The organism is Pseudomonas sp. KBN12P06040 (assembly GCF_037574965.1).
GTDB classification, from domain to species: domain Bacteria; phylum Pseudomonadota; class Gammaproteobacteria; order Pseudomonadales; family Pseudomonadaceae; genus Pseudomonas; species Pseudomonas aeruginosa.
Genome location: NZ_JBBELS010000001.1, coordinates 2260805 through 2277972, shown reverse-complemented (window position 1 = coordinate 2277972; position 17168 = coordinate 2260805). Strand labels below are relative to the sequence as shown.

20 protein-coding genes are annotated in these 17168 nt (G+C 64.8%); 2 read left to right on the top strand and 18 right to left on the bottom strand.

Translation table 11 applies throughout. The features are described 5' to 3' along the window. Nucleotides 1-10: 10 nt before the first annotated feature. Together VQ067_RS10760 and VQ067_RS10755 are read right to left on the bottom strand one after the other, a co-directional pair. The gene (locus VQ067_RS10760) at nucleotides 11-907 is read right to left on the bottom strand and encodes a radical SAM protein (protein WP_003091113.1); all 897 of its coding nucleotides are present in this window, start codon (nucleotides 905-907) and stop codon (nucleotides 11-13) included. A 166-nt stretch (nucleotides 908-1073) separates the two neighbouring features. Then, nucleotides 1074-1712 (bottom strand): TetR/AcrR family transcriptional regulator, encoded by a 639-nt coding sequence (locus VQ067_RS10755; RefSeq protein ID WP_003091114.1) that lies wholly within the window; start codon nucleotides 1710-1712, stop codon nucleotides 1074-1076. An 85-nt stretch (nucleotides 1713-1797) separates the two neighbouring features. Between VQ067_RS10755 and VQ067_RS10750 the strand changes: the two genes are divergently transcribed. After that, nucleotides 1798-2931, top strand: a complete 1134-nt coding sequence (locus VQ067_RS10750; protein ID WP_003138612.1) for an aminotransferase class V-fold PLP-dependent enzyme — start codon at nucleotides 1798-1800, stop codon at nucleotides 2929-2931. A 225-nt stretch (nucleotides 2932-3156) separates the two neighbouring features. On the opposite strand, the gene VQ067_RS10745 is transcribed toward VQ067_RS10750, so the two are convergent. The 13 genes from VQ067_RS10745 to VQ067_RS10685 all read right to left on the bottom strand — a co-directional run bounded on the left by VQ067_RS10745 (nucleotide 3157) and on the right by VQ067_RS10685 (nucleotide 13207). Beyond that, nucleotides 3157-3933: a TatD family hydrolase gene (locus VQ067_RS10745; RefSeq protein WP_003091117.1), complete on the bottom strand. Its 777-nt coding sequence runs from the start codon at nucleotides 3931-3933 to the stop codon at nucleotides 3157-3159. 14 nt (nucleotides 3934-3947) lie between these two features. Continuing rightward, a complete protein-coding gene (locus VQ067_RS10740) occupies nucleotides 3948-4304 on the bottom strand; it encodes a PilZ domain-containing protein (RefSeq protein ID WP_003091119.1) in 357 nt (118 codons plus the stop codon). Nucleotides 4305-4337: 33 nt separating this feature from the next. Further along, nucleotides 4338-5324 (bottom strand): DNA polymerase III subunit delta', encoded by a 987-nt coding sequence (locus VQ067_RS10735; RefSeq protein WP_033990809.1) that lies wholly within the window; start codon nucleotides 5322-5324, stop codon nucleotides 4338-4340. Then, a complete protein-coding gene (tmk, locus tag VQ067_RS10730) occupies nucleotides 5317-5949 on the bottom strand; it encodes a dTMP kinase (RefSeq protein WP_003122486.1) in 633 nt (210 codons plus the stop codon). Before tmk ends, VQ067_RS10735 begins: the two co-directional genes overlap by 8 nt. Nucleotides 5950-5977: 28 nt before the next feature. After that, nucleotides 5978-7027, bottom strand: coding sequence for an endolytic transglycosylase MltG (gene mltG / locus VQ067_RS10725; RefSeq protein ID WP_003130717.1), 1050 nt, complete (start codon nucleotides 7025-7027; stop codon nucleotides 5978-5980). Nucleotides 7028-7032: 5 nt separating this feature from the next. Next, entirely contained in the window at nucleotides 7033-7848 is an 816-nt protein-coding gene (gene pabC / locus VQ067_RS10720) for an aminodeoxychorismate lyase (RefSeq protein WP_033990808.1), read from the bottom strand. Continuing rightward, nucleotides 7848-9092, bottom strand: a complete 1245-nt coding sequence (fabF, locus tag VQ067_RS10715; RefSeq protein ID WP_003104132.1) for a beta-ketoacyl-ACP synthase II — start codon at nucleotides 9090-9092, stop codon at nucleotides 7848-7850. The genes pabC and fabF overlap by 1 nt, the downstream gene beginning before the upstream one ends. 128 nt (nucleotides 9093-9220) lie before the next feature. Further along, the gene (gene acpP / locus VQ067_RS10710) at nucleotides 9221-9457 is read right to left on the bottom strand and encodes an acyl carrier protein (RefSeq protein ID WP_003091135.1); all 237 of its coding nucleotides are present in this window, start codon (nucleotides 9455-9457) and stop codon (nucleotides 9221-9223) included. A 195-nt stretch (nucleotides 9458-9652) separates the two neighbouring features. Beyond that, a complete protein-coding gene (gene fabG, locus VQ067_RS10705; RefSeq protein WP_003091137.1) occupies nucleotides 9653-10396 on the bottom strand; it encodes a 3-oxoacyl-ACP reductase FabG in 744 nt (247 codons plus the stop codon). Nucleotides 10397-10416: 20 nt separating this feature from the next. Then, entirely contained in the window at nucleotides 10417-11355 is a 939-nt protein-coding gene (fabD, locus tag VQ067_RS10700) for an ACP S-malonyltransferase (RefSeq protein WP_033990807.1), read from the bottom strand. A gap of 105 nt (nucleotides 11356-11460) precedes the next feature. Next, complete coding sequence (gene plsX / locus VQ067_RS10695; protein WP_071533934.1) at nucleotides 11461-12471, bottom strand: phosphate acyltransferase PlsX; 1011 nt, start codon at nucleotides 12469-12471, stop codon at nucleotides 11461-11463. 3 nt (nucleotides 12472-12474) lie between these two features. Further along, nucleotides 12475-12657, bottom strand: a complete 183-nt coding sequence (gene rpmF, locus VQ067_RS10690) for a 50S ribosomal protein L32 (protein WP_003091143.1) — start codon at nucleotides 12655-12657, stop codon at nucleotides 12475-12477. 13 nt (nucleotides 12658-12670) lie between these two features. Next, on the bottom strand, nucleotides 12671-13207 hold the full coding sequence (locus VQ067_RS10685) for a YceD family protein (RefSeq protein WP_003091144.1): 537 nt from the start codon (nucleotides 13205-13207) through the stop codon (nucleotides 12671-12673). 109 nt (nucleotides 13208-13316) lie between these two features. Between VQ067_RS10685 and VQ067_RS10680 the strand changes: the two genes are divergently transcribed. Further along, a complete protein-coding gene (locus VQ067_RS10680) occupies nucleotides 13317-13895 on the top strand; it encodes a Maf family protein (protein WP_003110197.1) in 579 nt (192 codons plus the stop codon). An 82-nt stretch (nucleotides 13896-13977) separates the two neighbouring features. Here VQ067_RS10680 and sppA read toward each other — a convergent pair whose 3' ends face one another. Genes sppA through rluC form a run of 3 tightly spaced genes read right to left on the bottom strand, consistent with a single transcriptional unit; the run spans nucleotide 13978 to nucleotide 16592 of the window. Beyond that, nucleotides 13978-14958, bottom strand: a complete 981-nt coding sequence (gene sppA / locus VQ067_RS10675; protein WP_003091146.1) for a signal peptide peptidase SppA — start codon at nucleotides 14956-14958, stop codon at nucleotides 13978-13980. Then, complete coding sequence (locus VQ067_RS10670) at nucleotides 14951-15643, bottom strand: HAD-IA family hydrolase (RefSeq protein ID WP_003091148.1); 693 nt, start codon at nucleotides 15641-15643, stop codon at nucleotides 14951-14953. Before VQ067_RS10670 ends, sppA begins: the two co-directional genes overlap by 8 nt. After that, nucleotides 15636-16592 (bottom strand): 23S rRNA pseudouridine(955/2504/2580) synthase RluC, encoded by a 957-nt coding sequence (rluC, locus tag VQ067_RS10665; protein ID WP_003104143.1) that lies wholly within the window; start codon nucleotides 16590-16592, stop codon nucleotides 15636-15638. Before rluC ends, VQ067_RS10670 begins: the two co-directional genes overlap by 8 nt. Nucleotides 16593-17168: the final 576 nt, after the last annotated feature.

The following is a 17168-nucleotide window of genomic DNA, read 5'->3' as shown; positions in this document are numbered from 1 at the left end:
TTCCGCGCCATCACAGGCCACGCTGCCACTCCTGGCGCAGGGCAGCGTGCTGCGGCTGCTCGATGGCCTGGCGGACCTCGGCCAGCAGGCGCGCCTTGTCGGCACCCAGCTCGCCCTTGAGCACCAGATAGTTGGAAGCGTGGTCGCTGCGAAATACCGTGTCTTCGAGCTCCAATCCCTGCAACAGGCGTTCGACCTCGACGAACAGGGCACGCCGATCCAGCGCCTCGAAATCGGCGAAGCCAGCACGGAAACGCTGCTCGCCGGTAGGGAAACTCACCACCAGGGTCGACAGGTACTCCGGCTGGGCGGCGTTCATCAGGCGCGCGGAGTTGTCCGCGTGCTGCGCGCTCAGGGTCATTCCGCCCAGACCGTTGAGGATCATCACCGAACGACTGATCCCCGCCTCGCCAAGCTTTTCCAGCGCATCCAGGGTAGAGGAATAGGTCTCGCCCTTGTTGACCCGTGCCAGCACTTCGTCGTCGCCGGACTCGGCGCCGACATAGGCCATTCGCAGCCCGGCGTCGGCCAGTTCGCGCAACTCGTCGACCGACTTCCTGCGCAGGTTGCGCGGCAGGCAGTAGCTGGATACCCGCTCCACCTCCGGCAAGTGCTCGCGAATCGCCTGCAGCACCGCGAGCAGCCGGCGGGTCGGCAATACCAGGGCGTCGCCATCGGCGAGAAACACCCGCTTGACGATCAGGCGCTCGCCGCAGCGGCGGATCTCCTCCAGTACCTCGTTCTCGTCGCGGGCGCGAAATTTCTTTTGCGGCTGGGTATACATCTCGCAAAAGCCGCATTTGTTCCAGGAACAGCCATTGGTCACCGGGAGGATCAGCGAATGCGCCTCGCTCGGGGGCCGGAACACCGGTTCGATGTAGTGGATAGGGAATTCACGGACACTCATCGGAGAACTCCTGAACGAACGTGGAGCCGCCAGCGGGCCGGTGCCGCCGGCGGATTCGCCGGAAATGGGCAGCCGACGTCCCGCCGGCGGATCGATGGGCGACGAGTATATCCCTGCCGGCAAAGAGTGCGCGGGGCGCAGTGACTGCGTCCCGGCACCACAGGCATCAGGCGCTGGGAGCGTCGCCTTCGCGCTTGCGCTTGTTGCCCATGCGCACGCCGATATCCATCAGGAAGTGGAAGAAACCTTCCTGGTCTTCCAGCACCTCGCGCCAGAACGGCGAGTGGTACAGCGCCACGGCGCCATGCACCAACGCCCAGGCAGCGCAATAATGGAAGTACGGCGGAACATTCTCCAGCTTGCCGTCGGCGATACGCTCCTTGATCAGCTGGGTCAGGCGTTCGAAGTTGGAGGCGCGGATCTTGTGCAGTTCCTCGACCATCTCCGGCACCTGGCTGGTCTTCACCACCTTCTCTTCCAGGCGGTCGAACAGGCGGTAGCGCTGCGGATCGCGCATGCGGAACTCGAAGTAGGCGCGCGACAGGGCTTCCTTGTCGCGGGCTACGTCTTCGGAATGGAACAGGGCGGCGAGATCGCGCTCGTAGTCCAGCATCAGGCGCAGGTAGATCTCCGCCTTGGACTTGAAGTGCTTGTAGATCGTGCCTTTGCCGATGCCGACGGCATCCGCGATCATCTCGACCGTTACGCTGTCTTCCCCCTGTTCGAGGAACAGCTTGAGGGCGGTATCGAGAATCTCCTGTTCACGGCGACGAAATTCACGAACTTTGCGAGGCTCTTTCTGCATAAAAAGACTGTCAGGTCAAAATGAGTCAAAAATCGAAGCCGCGTATTATGCCTATTCAGCACGAAAATGCACGGAACATCCGACGATGAATTGTTACCAGGACGAATTCGACCAGACCAACGGTCTGCGCTACCTCAACCACGCAGCGGTCGCACCCTGGCCTAGACGCGCCGCCGACGCGGTGAGCGCCTTCGCCCGGGAGAACGTCGCCCACGGCGCCAGCGACTATCCGGAATGGCTGAAGATAGAACATCGCCTGCGCGAGCGCCTTGCCCGACTGCTCAATGCGCGCGCCGGCAGCGACCTCGCACTGGTCAAGAACACCTCCGAGGCGCTTTCCTTCGTAGCCTTCGGCCTGGATTGGCGAGAGGGCGACCAGGTCGTCATCGGCAACGAGGAGTTCCCCTCCAATAGAGTGGTCTGGGAAGCCTTGCGCCCGCGCGGCGTCGAAGTGGTCGAGGTCGGTCTCGCCGGCGACGACCCCGAGGGCGCCCTGCTCGCCGCCTGCGGCCCACGCACCCGCCTGCTGTCGATCAGCGCGGTGCAGTACGCCAGCGGCCTGCGCCTTGACCTGGAGCGCATCGGCACGGGATGTCGCCGCCGCGGCGTGCTGTTCTGCATCGACGCGATCCAGCAGCTCGGCGCCCTGCCCTTCGACGTACAGGCCTACGATTGTGCCTTCGCCATGGCCGATGGGCACAAGTGGATGCTCGGCCCCGAAGGGCTGGGCGTCTTCTATTGCCATCCCGAGCAGCGCGAGCGCCTGGCGCTGCACGAATATGGCTGGCACATGCTGGAACATGCCCTCGATTACGAGCGTCGCGACTGGCGGCCGGCGCGCAGCGCCCGGCGCTTCGAATGCGGCAGCCCGAACATGCTCGGCGCGATGGCCCTGGAGGCCAGCCTGGGGCTGTTGGAGGAGGTCGGCATGGAGCGGGTCGGCAGAGACATCGCCGAGCGCGTCCAGTGGCTACAGGACGGTCTGTCGGGAATTCCCGGGGTACGCCTGCACAGTCCGCGGAACCCGAGCCGACGCGCGGGTATCCTGACCTTCAGCCTGGACGGCCAGGACAGCCGGACACTCTTCGAAACGCTTCGCCAGGAGCGGGTCATTTGCGCCCAGCGTGGCGGAGGTATCCGTTTTTCCCCGCACTTCTACACGAGTTCGACGGTGATCGACGACACCCTGGCGATCTTGCGCCAGGTCGCAGGCACCTAGGTGCTCAAGGACGGCGAGGGTATTCCAAATCTGTTTAAAAAACCGCCAGCCCTGTCTGGACGCCCCACGAACATGACCAATACTGAAAGGTACTGGCGCGCGGTATCTCCCCCCAAGTACCCAGCCAGTGAAGGTACCGAGGAATGCGTACCTTTGTTCCACTCCTAATGGTCTTGACCCGGATTCATCCCCCAGAACCCGGGTTTTTTTTATCCGTTTGTCGGCCTAGCGGGCCAACGGAAACAGCCGATGGAAATTGGCGGTAGTCTGCTCCGCCAGGGTTTCCAGGCTGACGCCACGCAACGTCGCGAGGAATTCGGCGACATCGCGCACGTATTCCGGCAGGTTCGGCTTGCCGCGATGGGGAATCGGCGCCAGGTAGGGCGAGTCGGTCTCCACCAGCAGGCGGTCGGCCGGTACCTGGCGAGCCACCTCGCGCAGGGCATCGGCATTGCGGAAGGTGACGATGCCGGACAGGGAAATGTAGAAGCCCAGGTCCAGCGCCGATCGCGCCATCTCCCAGTCCTCGGTGAAGCAATGCAGCACGCCGGCCTGCGGCAACGCCGCCTCGCGCAGCAGCGCCAGCGTATCGGCGCGCGCCTCGCGGGTGTGCACGATCACTGGCTTGGCGGTGATCCGCGCGGCTTCCAGGTGCAGGCGAAACGCCTCCTGCTGCAACTCGGCGGCTTCCGGTTCGTAGTGGTAGTCGAGGCCGGTCTCGCCGATCGCCACCACCCGCGGATGCGCCAGTTCGCCTAGCAGCCAGTCCAGCGCTGGCGCGCTTCCGGGCTCCAGGTCCAGCGGGTGCACGCCGACCGAACAGTGCACGTCGGCATAGCGCTCGGCCAGGGCCTTCACCGCCTGGGCATTGTCGGCGCTGACGCCGATGCAGAGGAATTGACCGACGCCACGCGCTCGCGCGGCATCCAGCGCCGCATCGAGCGAGCCGCCATGGGCGGCCAGGTCGAGGCGATCGAGGTGGCAGTGGGAATCGACCAGCATGATCCTGTCTAGCGTTACATCGTGTGGGTCGGCCGGTCCGACTTCAGCGCCCCAGCCAGGTAGGTTTCGATCTTGTTGCGGGCGGTGTTGTCACCGTCGTTGAACTGCACGCCGATGCCCGCCGCACGGTTGCCCTGAGCGCCCTTCGGGGTGATCCAGACGACCTTGCCGGCCACCGGGATCTTCTCCGGCTCTTCCATCAGGTTGAGCAGCATGAAGACCTCGTCGCCAAGCTTGTAGTTCTTGTTGGTGGGAATGAACAGCCCGCCGTTCCTGATGAACGGCATGTAGGCGGCGTAAAGCACGGACTTGTCCTTGATGGTCAAGGACAGGATGCCGTTACGCGGCCCCAGATTGGGTGGCAAACTCATGCAGGTTCCTGCCAGTCGAATATCAGCGGGATTCTAGCCCGGCCCGGGCAGGCTTGCCCACTGCACCAGCAGGGCTTCGAGAAGCAGGACACGGTTGAGGTTGGCCTTGTTCAACACTTTCTGCCGCTGTTGCAGCAGCCAGTCCTGCATGGCCAGCACCTTGGCCTGCCCGGACTTGTCGCCCAGGTACTGGATCACCTTGCGCATGTCGGCCAGCCCCAGCCCCTCCTCGTCGCGGGTCAACTGGTAGCGCAGGATGCCCAGCGTCCAGTCGCAGAACCAGTCGAACAGCAATGGCAGCGGCACGCTGTTCCAGCTTTCGGCCAGTGGGCTGGCGGTGATCTGCTGCTTGAGCAGCTTCTTCACCCCCTCGACCACCTGCGCGCGCTGCTCGCGCACACCCTGGCCGTGCAGGCGCTGGGCGGTGAGCGGCGAGCCGCCGGAAAGCGCCAACAGTTCCTCCAGGGCCTCGGCCGGCTCGTCGGGCAGGGCCCGCGCCAGCCATTCCAGACTCGCCGCCGCACCCGGCAAAGGGCAGGCCTGCTGCACGCAGCGGCTCTTGATGGTCGGCAACAGGCGGCTGGGCTGGTGGCTGATCAGCAGCAGCACGGTATCGCCCGAGGGCTCTTCGAGGCTTTTCAACAGGGCGTTGGCGGCATTCACGTTCATCGCCTCGGCGGGCTCGAGCAACACGACCTTGCGCCCGCCCAGTTGCGCGGTCTGCACCACGAAGCCAACCAGGTCGCGGACCTGGTCGACCCGGATCGGTTTCTCCGCTTCCTCCGGCTCCAGCACGAAGTAGTCCGGATGAGTACCGGCGGCCAGCAACTGGCAGGCCTTGCACTCGCCGCATGCGCCAGCGGCGGCGGGCCGCTGGCAGAGCAGCTGGGCGGCCCAATGCTCGGCCAGGGCGCGCTTGCCGATCCCGGCGGGACCGTAGAGCAGATAGGCGTGGGCGTGCTGGGCGCGGCCGCCCAGTTGGCTCCAGAGCGCCTGCTGCCAGGGATAGATATCAGCCATTCAGACGCTCCAGCAGATTCGGCAGCAGCCGATCCAGGCCAGCCTGCACCTCGGCCAGCGGCAACCCGGCGTCGAGCACCTGGTAACGCTCCGGGGCCTGCGCGGCGCGCTGCAGGTAGGTCTGACGCACGGCCTCGAAGAAGCGTCGGTCCTCCTGCTCGAAACGGTCGAGCCGGCCACGCGCCGCCGCCCGCGCCAGGCCGATTTCCACCGGCAGGTCGAAGACCAGCGTGAGGTCGGGCCGCAGGTCGCCCTGGACGAAGCTTTCCAGCGCGGCGATGCGCGCCTCCGGCAAGCCGCGCCCGCCGCCCTGGTAGGCATAGGTGGCATCGGTGAAGCGATCGCAGAGCACCACGGCCCCGCGCGCCAGTGCCGGACGGATGACCCCGGCGATATGCTGGGCCCGCGCGGCGAACATCAGCAACAGCTCGGTATCGGCGGCCATCGGCTCGTCGCTGGGCGCCAGCAGCAGCTCACGGATGCGCTCGGCGAGAGGCGTGCCGCCAGGCTCGCGGGTCAACTGCACCTCGATGCCGCGCTCGCGCAGGCGCTCGGCCAGGTAGTCGCGGTTGGTGCTCTTGCCGGCCCCTTCCGGGCCCTCCAGGGTGACGAACAGGCCGGTCACACGGCACTCCTTATCTTGGCTGCGCCGCTCATTGTGGCGGCGGGGTGATGGGCGCGGGGCTGGAGCGATAGTCCGAGCGACGCTTCAACTGATACTCGCGGACCGCCTTGTTGTGTTCGTCCAGGCTGCTGGAGAACACGTGGCTGCCATCGCCGCGCGCCACGAAATACAGGGTCTCGCCCTCGGCCGGATGCAGCGCGGCGCGAATCGCCTCGCGCCCGGCCAGGGCGATCGGGGTCGGCGGCATGCCCGGCACCACATAGGTATTGTAAGGGGTCGGTTCGCGCAGGTCGGCGCGGGTGATCTTGCCGTTGTAGCGCTCGCCCATGCCATAGATCACCGTCGGATCGGTCTGCAACAGCATGCCGCGCTGCAGGCGGCGGACGAAGACGCCGGCGATCTGCGAACGCTCTTCCGGCACGCCGGTTTCCTTTTCCACCAGCGAGGCCATGATCAGCGCCTGGTAGGCGTCGCGATAAGGCAGATCCTGGCTGCGGCCATCCCATTCCTTGGCGAGGATGGTCTGCATGCGCTGGTAGGCCTTGCGCAGTATGTCGATGTCGCGCATGCCACGGGTGTAGCGGTAGGTATCGGGGAAGAAGCGCCCTTCGGCCACTTCGTCGGGCTTGCCGAGGCGTTGCATGATCTCGCCGTCGCTCAGGCCGGCCAGGGTCTGCTCCAGCTTGCCCTGCCTGGCGAGCGCTTCGCGCACCTGGCGGAAACTCCAGCCCTCGACCAGGGTCAGGCTGTACTGCACCACCTCGCCTTCACGCCAGAGTTCCAGCAGGTCGGCGCCCGTCATCCCCGGCAAGAGGCGGTATTCACCGCTGTGCAGGGCCTGGCCCGGCAGGTTGAAACGCCAGTAGAGGCGCAGCCAGAACGCGCCATGGAGCACCTCTTCCTGCTCCAGACGCGCGAGCATGCCGCCCGGCGTGGAGCCCGAGGAAACGTCCAGCAGGCGCTCCTCGGTCAATTGCAGGGGCTGCTCCAGCGCCCGCTGCTGCTGCCATGCAGCCAGGCCGACGCAGAGGCCAACGAACAACAGGCCACTCTCCAGCAGCACCAGCAGTTTGCGCATCAAAGTCAGAAATCCAGGTCGTCGCGAAGTTGGTCTTGCAGTTTACGGGTCAGCTCGCCGACCGGCCAGACGTGCTCGTCCAATGCCCGGACCGGCCAGATGCCGAACTGGCTGTTGCACAGAAAGACCTCGTCGGCCGTCGCCAGTTCAGCCATGGAAACATCCCGTATCGCCAGCGGGACGCCGATTCCTTCGGCGCGCTCGAGCAATTCCGCGCGCATCACTCCCGCGACGCCGCAGCGCCGCAGGTCAGGCGCCACGAGGGTGCCGTCGAGAACCAGCAGCAGGTTGCTGAACACCCCCTCCACCACCCGCTCGTGCACGTCCAGCATGAGCCCTTCGGCATGCCGGGCGTCGCTCCACTCGGCACGGGCGAGGACCTGCTCCAGGCGATTGAGGTGCTTGAGGCCGGCCAGCAGGGGCTGCTCGGCCAGGCGCGTACGGCAGGCGAACAGGCGCACGCCTTGCTGCCAGTGGCGCTCGGGATAGGCCGGACGCGGCGATCCGGAGAGGATTCGCCGCGGCGAGGCCTCGGCAGGCGGCGCGTAGCCACGCAAACCCTCGCCGCGGGTGACGATCAGCTTGGCGACACCGTCGCCCAGCGCCGCGCAGAACGCCAGCAACTCCTGGCGCAACGCTGCGGCGTCGAGAGGGATCGCCAGGCGTCGACACCCCTCTTCCAGGCGCGCCAGGTGGCGTTCCAGGAGACGCGGCGTGCCGGCGCGCACCGCCAGGGTCTCGAACAGCCCGTCGCCATAGGCCAGTCCGCGATCGCGCACGGACAGCTCGGCGGCGGGCCGGCCGTCGACCCAGTCCAGCATCAGTCGGCGAACCTGCGGAACACCAGGGTGCCGTTGGTCCCGCCGAAACCGAACGAGTTCGACAGGGCCACGTCGATCTTGCGCGGCTTGGCTTCGTGGGCCACCAGGTCGAGGTCGCAACCTTCGTCCGGGTTGTCCAGGTTGATGGTCGGTGGGGCGACCTGGTCGCGCAGGGCCAGCACGCTGAAGATCGCCTCCACCGCACCGGCGGCACCCAACAGGTGGCCGGTCATCGACTTGGTCGAACTCATCGACAGCGCATGGGCATGCTCGCCGAACACGCTCTTCACCGCGGCGATCTCGGCGATGTCGCCGGCCGGGGTGGAGGTGCCATGGGCGTTGATGTAATCGACCTGACGAGGATCCAGGCCGGCATCGCGCAGCGCGTTCTTCATGCAGCGGGCGGCACCGGCGCCGTCTTCCGGCGGCGCGGTCATGTGGAAAGCGTCGCCGCTCATGCCGAAGCCAACCAGCTCGGCATAGATCCGCGCGCCGCGGGCACGGGCGTGCTCCAGTTCTTCGAGCACCAGGGCGCCGGAACCGTCGGACAGGACGAAGCCGTCGCGATCCCGGTCCCACGGACGGCTGGCACGGGTCGGCTCGTCGTTGCGAGTGGAGAGCGCGCGAGCCGCGCCGAAACCGCCCAGGCCGAGACCGCAGGCAGCCATTTCGGAACCGCCGGCGACCATCACGTCGGCCTCGCCATAGGCGATGTTGCGAGCAGCCATGCCGATGCTGTGGGTACCGGTGGTGCAGGCGGTGGTGAGGGCGTAGTTGGGCCCCTGCAGACCCAGGTGGATCGACAGGAAGCCGGAAACCATGTTGATGATCGAACCGGGCACGAAGAACGGCGAGATGCGCCGCGGCCCCTGCTCGAACAGGGATCGGCAGTTGTTCTCGATATTGGTCAGGCCGCCGATACCGGAACCCATGGATACGCCGATACGCTCACGATTGGCGTCGGTGACCTCCAGGCCGGAATCGCGAACGGCCTGGAAGCTGGCGGCGAGACCGTACTGGATGAACAGGTCGAGCTTGCGGGCTTCCTTGGCGGACAGGTATTCCTCGACATTGAAACCCTTGACCGAACCACCGAAGCGGGTGGAATAGGCGGACAGGTCCATATGCTCGATCGGGGCGATCCCGCTGCGACCGGCGAGAATACCTTCCCAACTGCTCGGGACATCCAGGCCCAGCGGCGACAGCATGCCCATGCCAGTAATGACGACGCGTCTACGCGACACTACGACTTCCTCTTTCTCATTTCACGGGGTTGCGCCGACAGACTACCAGAGTAGGTAAGGCGCTAAAGAAAAGCCGCACGCCCTTACAGGCTGTGCGGCTTTTCCACGTCGGAAAATCCGACGACTACTTATTGCTGGTGAGCAACGATGTAGTCGATGGCTTCCTGAACGGTGGTGATCTTTTCAGCTTTCTCGTCAGGGATTTCGGTCTCGAATTCCTCTTCCAGAGCCATCACCAGCTCGACGGTGTCAAGGGAGTCGGCGCCCAGGTCTTCGACGAAGGAAGCGCTGTTGGTGACTTCTTCTTCCTTCACGCCGAGTTGTTCAGCGACGATCTTCTTAACGCGTTCTTCGATGGTGCTCATACCTTGTTTTCACTCCTATGGAAAATCCGAGCAGCTGGGCTGCGGGTAAGTGTATAGAAAGGGTTTTCTGCTTTTCAAGCTGAACGCCTCACCTTCCCACGGCCACTTCGATAATTCTATCTAATAACCCGGCTGCAATTCCGCAACGAATTCTAGACAGCGCTTATGACAGACCCGAGAAAGGTAACGTCACATTCAGCTCATGTACATCCCACCATTGACCGGCACGGTGGCCCCGGTCACATAGGCTGCGCCGTCCGAAGCGAGGAAGCCGACCACCTTGGCGATCTCTTCCGCCTGCCCCAGGCGACCCAGCGGAATCTGGCCCAGCAGCGCTTCGCGCTGGGCTTCCGGCAGCTCGCGGGTCATGTCGGTGTCGATGAAGCCCGGCGCCACCGCATTCACGGTAATGGCACGCGAACCGACTTCCCGGGCCAGCGCACGGGTGAAGCCCTCCAGGCCGGCCTTCGCCGCGGCATAGTTGGTTTGCCCGGCATTGCCCATGGCGCCGACCACGGAACCGATGTTGATGATGCGCCCCCAGCGGGCCTTGGTCATACCGCGCAGAACGGCTTTCGACAGACGGTAGAGACTGTTCAGGTTGGTGTTGACCACATCGAACCACTCGTCGTCTTTCATGCGCACCAGCAGATTATCGCGGGTGATGCCGGCGTTATTGACCACGATCAGCGGTTGGCCGAGATGCTGCTGGATGTGCTCCAGGGTCGCGGCTACGGATTCGTCGCTGGAAACGTCCAGGACCAGGCCCGCACCCTCGACGCCATTGGCCTTGAGGGTTTCGGCGATCTTCTCGGCGCCGGACGCGCTGGTCGCGGTGCCGATGACCACGGCACCCAGGCGCCCCAGTTCCAGCGCAATCGCCTGGCCGATGCCACGGCTGGCGCCGGTTACCAATGCGACCTTACCTTGCAGACTCATGGGATTCTCTCCTTTCTCTCTCAGGCCAGGGCGGCGCGCGTGGCGGCGAACGCCTCGACGCCATCCAGGCCATGGGTATTGATGCCCTTCGCGCAGCGCCTGTTGAGGCCTGCCAGGACCTTGCCCGGCCCGCACTCGACCAGCTCGGTGACGCCCTTTTCCGCCAGCAGCTGGATGCTCTCCACCCAGCGAACCGGGCTGTACAGCTGTGCCAGCAGGTCGCGGCGCAGCGTATCGAGATCAGCCGGCACGGCGGCGCTGACGTTCTGCACCAGCGCAATCTTCGGCGCCTGCCACTGCAGGCTTTCGACCGAGGCGGCGAACCGCTCGGCGGCCGGACGCATCAGCTCGCAATGCGACGGCACGCTGACCGGCAGCGCCACCGCGCGCCTGGCGCCGCGTGCCTTGCATGCCTCGATGGCACGCTCAACGGCAGCCGCGGCACCGGCGATCACTACCTGCCCCGGCGCGTTGAAGTTGACCGCGCTGACCACCTCGCCCTGGGCCGCCTCGGCACAGGCCGCCAATACATCGGCGTCTTCCAGGCCAAGGATCGCGGCCATGCCGCCCTGCCCCGCCGGAACCGCCTGCTGCATCAGTTGGCCCCTACGCTCGACCAGCTTGACCGCATCGGCGAACGCCAGGCTTTCGGCCGCGACCAGCGCGGAATATTCGCCCAGGCTGTGCCCGGCGACGAACGCCGGGCGCGCACCGCCCTCGGCCAGCCAGAGGCGCCAGAGCGCGATCGAAACCGTGAGGATGGCCGGCTGGGTCTTGTCGGTCTGGTTCAGGCGCTCTTCAGGACCATTCTGGACCAGCGCCCAAAGGTCGTAACCGAGCGCCTCGGAGGCCTCGGCGAAGGTATCGCGCACCAGCGCCTGCTGGGCGCCCAGCTCGGCCAGCATGCCGAGGGATTGCGAACCCTGGCCGGGGAAGACGAATGCGAGGGATGCAGACATTGAATAGGTCCCTTGTGGTCTTTTGCTCGTCAGAGATAACGCGCCAGCCGCGACTGGCGCAGGAAACTGAGTGTTGGATGGCTGCCTGGACCGCCCGGTCACACATTAGAGCAGCAGATGCTCGAGACGGCCATGCAATCGTTGCGGCAGGTTTTCCCGGACTTCCAGTGCCGCGCGACGCAAGGCGCTCTGGAAACCCTCCTCGGCGGCAGACCCATGGCTTTTCACCACTATCCCCTGCAATCCGAGGAAACTGGCGCCGTTATAGCGTGCCGGAGCGATATCGCCGCGCAGCCGGCGCAGCAGCGGCAACGCCAGCGCACCGACCAGCTTCGCCGCCAGTCCATCGCGGAAGCGCTGTTCGATCCGCGCCGACACCATGGCAGCCAGGCCTTCGCTGGCCTTCAGCAGGATGTTGCCGACGAAACCGTCGCAGACCACCACGTCGGCCTCGCCGCGATACAGGCCATCGCCCTCTATATATCCGCTGAAATTCAACCCCTGGGCCTTCTGCAACAGGCTCGCCGCCAGCTTGACCTGCTGGTTGCCCTTGATCTCCTCGGTCCCCACGTTGAGCAGGGCGACCCGGGGCGAGACGCAGCCCAAGGCCTCTGCCGCCACTGCGCCCATCACCGCGAACTGGTAGAGATGCTCGGCACTGCAATCCACGTTGGCGCCAAGGTCGAGCAGATGACAATGCCCCTTCTCGGTCGGAACCGCCGTCACCATCGCAGGGCGGTCGATACCGGGCAGGGTCTTCAGCAGGTGCCGCGACAGCGCCATCAACGCCCCGGTATTGCCGGCGCTGACGCACGCGTGCGCCCGGCCGTCGCGGACCAGCTCCAGCGCCACGCGCATGGAAGCGTCCGGCTTGCCACGCAAGGCCTGGGAGGGACGTTCGTCTGAACCTATCACTTCGCTGGCCGCATGCACGCGCAGGCGCTGCCGGTCGAGCGACGGATAGCGGGAAAGCAGTTCTTCGAGGAGGGCAGGCTGACCGACGAGGATCAGTTGCGAAGAGGAATTCTCGGCCAGGAAGGCAATAGAGGCCGGAACAACGCAGTGGGGACCGAAGTCCCCACCCATTGCATCAATCGCGATGATTGGTGCGGACAAGGATTACTCGTCGGAGCCCTTGTCTACTACCTTACGGCCGCGATAGAAGCCGTCCGGGGATACGTGGTGGCGCAGGTGGACTTCACCGGTGCTCTTTTCCACGGACAGAGCATTGGACTCGAGCGCATCGTGGGAACGACGCATGTCACGAGCGGAACGAGACTTTTTGTTCTGCTGAACAGCCATGATTGATTAACTCCTAAACGTTTGGGTCACGCTTCAACTGTGCCAGTACGCTGAACGGATTAGGACGCTTGTCCTCGACTTCGCTCGACTCCGGCTCGTCTTCGACGACGAATCCAGCCGGGTGCTGACATACTTCGGGGTCATGGGCCGGAACGATGGGTAAGGCGAGCAACAGCTCGTCCTCGACCAGCGCCAGCAGGTCCAGGGGTTCCTCCCCCACTTCCAGCGCATCGTACCCCTTCGGCAGACCGTCGGCGGACTGACCTTCCCGAAGAATGGCGTAGGTATATTCGCCATGCACGGGAATGGCCGCCGCATCCAGGCAGCGTTGGCATACCATGCTCACCTCGGTATCGAGCTGCATATGCATGACCGCCAGCTTCTGGTGGTCGCGCTCGAAGGAAACCTTCACGCGCACCTCACCGGCATCGCTGGTCAGTTGCTCGCATACACGCGGCATATCGGCGAGCGCGTACACACCCTCGAGGGTGGCGCCGCGGTCGACCAACTTGCGCGGATCGATATGAGGTGGAATCGGCCCATTCAACATAAGCGCGCCATTATAGGGACGCCCCCGCGCCTGTCAAAGGAAATTAGCCATAAACCGCTGTAAGGACGAGTCTTTTCGTTAAAATCGGCCGCTCGCCACGGAGAACCTCATGCCCGACCTGATCCTCGCCTCCAGCTCCCCCTACCGACGCGAACTCCTGACCCGCCTGCGCCTTCCCTTCGAAAGCGCCAGCCCCGATATCGACGAAAGCCATCGCCCCGGGGAAAGTGCCGAGGAACTGGTGCGCCGCCTTTCCGCCAGCAAGGCCGAAGCGCTGGCCGGACGCTATCCGCAACACCTGGTGATCGGCTCCGACCAGGTCGCCGTACTCGATGGCGACATCCTCGGCAAGCCGCACACCCCCGAACGCGCCATCCAGCAGCTACGGGACGCCAGCGGCAAGAGCGTGACCTTCCTCACCGGACTGGCCCTCCTCAACAGCGCCAGCCGGCGCATCCAGGTGGCATGCGTGCCGTTCACCGTGCACTTCCGCCACCTCGACGAGAGCCGCATCCGCCGCTACGTCGAAGCGGAACGCCCGCTGGACTGCGCCGGCAGCTTCAAGGCGGAAGGCCTGGGCGTCAGCCTGTTCCGCGCCACCGAAGGAGAGGACGCCACCAGCCTGGTGGGCCTGCCGCTGATCCGCCTGGTCGACATGCTCCTCGAGGAAGGCGTCGAAATCCCCTGAGCCGGCATTCCCATATCCGGCATTCCCATATAAAGAAGCCCGGCTTCAGCCGGGCTTCTTTATATAAGGAAGGGAAACGCTCTCAGCGCAGTACCGGCCCCTGCCAGCCCATCCAAAGCGCGAGGCGCTCCGCCACACTGGCACCGAACTTCTTGGCGAAGCGATCGAACGGCGACTCCTGCACGGTGTAGTCCTCGATCTTCTTCTCCTTCACCACTTCGCGCGCCACATAGCTGGCATTGCCCAGACCGTCGATCAAACCGAGCTGCAATGCCTGTTCGCCGGACCAGACCAGACCCGAGAACAGCTCCGGATGCCCCTCGACCTTGAGCCGGTCGCCGCGCCCTTTTTTCACGCTGTCGATGAACTGCTTGTGGGTGGTATCCAGCACCTGCTGCCAGAACTGGGTCTCCTCGGGCTTTTGCGGCTGGAAAGGATCGAGGAACGACTTGTGCTCGCCGGAGGTATAGACGCGTCGCTCGACACCGAGCTTCTCCATGGTGCCGACGAAACCGAAGCTGGCCGCCGTCACGCCGATGGAACCGACCAGACTGGCCTTGTCAGCGTAGATCTGGTCGGCGGCGCTGGCGATGTAGTAGGCGCCGGAGGCACCCAGGTCGCTGATCACCGCATAGACCTTGACGTTCGGGTGCTCGCCGCGCAGGCGACGAATCTCGTCATAGATATAGCCCGACTGCACCGGACTGCCGCCCGGACTGTTGATCCGCAGGACGATCCCCTTGGTACCCTCATCCTTGAACGCCGCGCGCAAGGCCGTGACGATATTGTCGGCACTGGCCGGCTCATCGTCGGCGATCATGCCCTTCACCTCGATCAGCGCCGTGTGGCTACCGCTGCGCGAGGCCGACTTCTCCAGGCTGCCGAACGGACTGAAGGCCAGCAGCACGACAAAGAGATAGATGAAGGTCAGCGACTTGAAGAATATCCCCCAGCGCCGCGCCCGCCGCTGCTCCTGGACCCCGGCGAGGACCGCCTTCTCCAGCAGCTTCCAGCTCTTGTCGTCATTCGCCTTCGGCGTTTCCGACTTCCACTCGTCAGACATGCTCAACCACTCCTGAAACCGCCTCACGTCGAGCACCGCCCAACCAGGCGCGCAACTCGGTGAAATGCTCAACTTCCAGCCGCGGCGCATAAGGCCGCAACTGCTCCAGCGATTGGGCGCCATAGGCCACCGCAACCGAATCCATCCCCGCCCGTCGCGCCATTTCCAGGTCGAACGGCGAATCACCGATCATCAGCGCCCGCCCCGGCTCGACCCGGCAGTGCGCCAGGATCTCGTGGAGCATCAACGGGTCCGGCTTGCTGGCCGTTTCGTCGGCGCAGCGGGTGATATCGAAGAAATCGCTCCAGCCATGCCCCGCCAGCACCCGGTCCAGGCCGCGCCGACTCTTGCCGGTGGCGACCGCCAGGCGGAACCCGGCCTCGCGAAAATGCACCATGGCTTCGGCCACGCCGGGGAACAACCGCGACGGCTGCGCCTCCTGCGCCAGGTAATGCTCGCTGTAGGCACGCCGGAAACGCTCGACCAGAGCAGGATCGCCAACCTCCGGATAGAGCGAAGCGATCGCCTCGGGCAAGCCGAGGCCGATGATGCCCTTGATCCGGGTATCGTCCCGCTCCGGCAGAGCGGTTTCCCGCGCCGCTGCCTTCATCGAATCGACGATGCGCGCGATCGAGTCGACCAGGGTGCCGTCCCAATCGAATACCAGCAACGCGTAGTCAGTCATTCAAACGCTCCAGCGAACGCTGCCACATCTCGTCCACCGGCGCCTCCAGCTCCAGCACCTGCCCGTCGGGCAGCGGCACGCGCAACTGCGCGGCATGCAGGAACAGGCGCTTGCCGCCCAGCTCGCGGATCTCGCGGGAGAAATCCTCGTCGCCATACTTCGGGTCGCCGGCGATGGCATGCCCGGCGTGCTTGGCATGCACGCGGATCTGGTGGGTCCGCCCGGTGATCGGGCGCGCTTCCACCAGGGTGGCGAAATCGCCGAAGCGACGCAGCACCCGGAACTCGGTCAGCGCGTCCTTGCCCTCGACGTTCACCTCGACCATCCGCTCGCCCGAACGCAGGTTGTTCTTCAGCAGCGGCGCGCGCACGTTCTTCTTGCCAGCCGGCCAGTGGCCACGGACCAGGGCGTGATAGCGCTTGTCGACGATCTTCTCGCCCCGCAGGGCCTCATGCAGGTGACGCAACATGCTGCGCTTCTTGGCGATCATCAGCAGACCGGAGGTATCGCGATCGAGACGATGCACCAATTCGATATCCTTGGCATCGGGGCGCAACTGGCGAAACACCTCGATGACCCCGGCGCTCACGCCGCTGCCGCCATGCACGGCGATCCCGGCGGGCTTGTTGACCACGATCAGCGCCTTGTCCTCGTAGACGATCGCCGCCTCCATCCGCTCCAGCAGCCCCTGCGCCAGCGGCGCCGGCTCATCGCGCTCGGCCAGGCGCAGCGGCGGCACGCGCACCTGGTCTCCGGCCTGGAGCCGATAGTCGGGCTTGATCCGCCCCTTGTTCACGCGCACTTCGCCCTTACGCAGGATGCGATAGATCAGGGTCTTGGGCGCACCCTTGAGACGGGCGATAAGGAAATTGTCGATACGTTGACCAGCCAGTTCCGGCGGCACATCGAGCAGCTGGACACCGGTGGTCGGAGAGGCGGGAGTAGTCATCCGTACATCATAACAATTTTTCATTCAATTGAAGCACTTAATCATTGCTGCTATAGTCGGGAAGCCGCCATAAGCGGCCTGGCCTGCGGATGATTGCCAACCTGCATTTCCCCCTCGCCTGCAAACACTTTGAACGGACGTCAGGCCGTCCTACAGAGGCGTTTCAGCGGAAATACGAAAATTTCCAACCCGCTAACGACTCGAAACCAAAGCCTTGAAACATGAGCCGCGACCACTTCGGTGAGCGCGAGATGCCAACCCGCTCCGGATACTGCGAGCGGCGCCCGATTCTTAAGGAACATGTGTAGGGTGGAGATGTACGGCTGTTGGACTGCGTAGCTTCTAGCTTGATCCAGACGCATTTTTCGTCCGCCTCCGACAGCCGATTCCTCCTCCTGACTCAAGTGCTTCTGAAACACAGGAAGCAGGAGACGTAGTCGCGGACCGGCACCCAGTGCCGAGCGCCGCTGGACACGGGAATGGCCCGCCATTCCTGAATACGCGCCCGAGCACCGACCGTGAGAGTCGTGTGTGCCGATCGCCGTTTCCGGTAGCCCCGGAAACCATTGGTACTAC

Coding starts and splice junctions, on each gene's coding strand:
- VQ067_RS10685 (WP_003091144.1), bottom strand. CDS start 13,207: ATGTTGAATGGGCCGATTCCACCTCATATCGATCCGCGCAAGTTGGTC.
- rluC (WP_003104143.1), bottom strand. CDS start 16,592: ATGACTACTCCCGCCTCTCCGACCACCGGTGTCCAGCTGCTCGATGTG.
- rpmF (WP_003091143.1), bottom strand. CDS start 12,657: ATGGCTGTTCAGCAGAACAAAAAGTCTCGTTCCGCTCGTGACATGCGT.
- VQ067_RS10735 (WP_033990809.1), bottom strand. CDS start 5,324: ATGGCTGATATCTATCCCTGGCAGCAGGCGCTCTGGAGCCAACTGGGC.
- fabG (WP_003091137.1), bottom strand. CDS start 10,396: ATGAGTCTGCAAGGTAAGGTCGCATTGGTAACCGGCGCCAGCCGTGGC.
- VQ067_RS10755 (WP_003091114.1), bottom strand. CDS start 1,712: ATGCAGAAAGAGCCTCGCAAAGTTCGTGAATTTCGTCGCCGTGAACAG.
- VQ067_RS10745 (WP_003091117.1), bottom strand. CDS start 3,933: ATGCTGGTCGATTCCCACTGCCACCTCGATCGCCTCGACCTGGCCGCC.
- sppA (WP_003091146.1), bottom strand. CDS start 14,958: ATGTCTGACGAGTGGAAGTCGGAAACGCCGAAGGCGAATGACGACAAG.
- mltG (WP_003130717.1), bottom strand. CDS start 7,027: ATGCGCAAACTGCTGGTGCTGCTGGAGAGTGGCCTGTTGTTCGTTGGC.
- VQ067_RS10760 (WP_003091113.1), bottom strand. CDS start 907: ATGAGTGTCCGTGAATTCCCTATCCACTACATCGAACCGGTGTTCCGG.
- VQ067_RS10750 (WP_003138612.1), top strand. CDS start 1,798: ATGAATTGTTACCAGGACGAATTCGACCAGACCAACGGTCTGCGCTAC.
- acpP (WP_003091135.1), bottom strand. CDS start 9,457: ATGAGCACCATCGAAGAACGCGTTAAGAAGATCGTCGCTGAACAACTC.
- VQ067_RS10740 (WP_003091119.1), bottom strand. CDS start 4,304: ATGAGTTTGCCACCCAATCTGGGGCCGCGTAACGGCATCCTGTCCTTG.
- VQ067_RS10670 (WP_003091148.1), bottom strand. CDS start 15,643: ATGACTGACTACGCGTTGCTGGTATTCGATTGGGACGGCACCCTGGTC.
- fabD (WP_033990807.1), bottom strand. CDS start 11,355: ATGTCTGCATCCCTCGCATTCGTCTTCCCCGGCCAGGGTTCGCAATCC.
- pabC (WP_033990808.1), bottom strand. CDS start 7,848: ATGCTGGACTGGGTCGACGGCCGGCCCGCCGCCGAGCTGTCCGTGCGC.
- VQ067_RS10680 (WP_003110197.1), top strand. CDS start 13,317: ATGCCCGACCTGATCCTCGCCTCCAGCTCCCCCTACCGACGCGAACTC.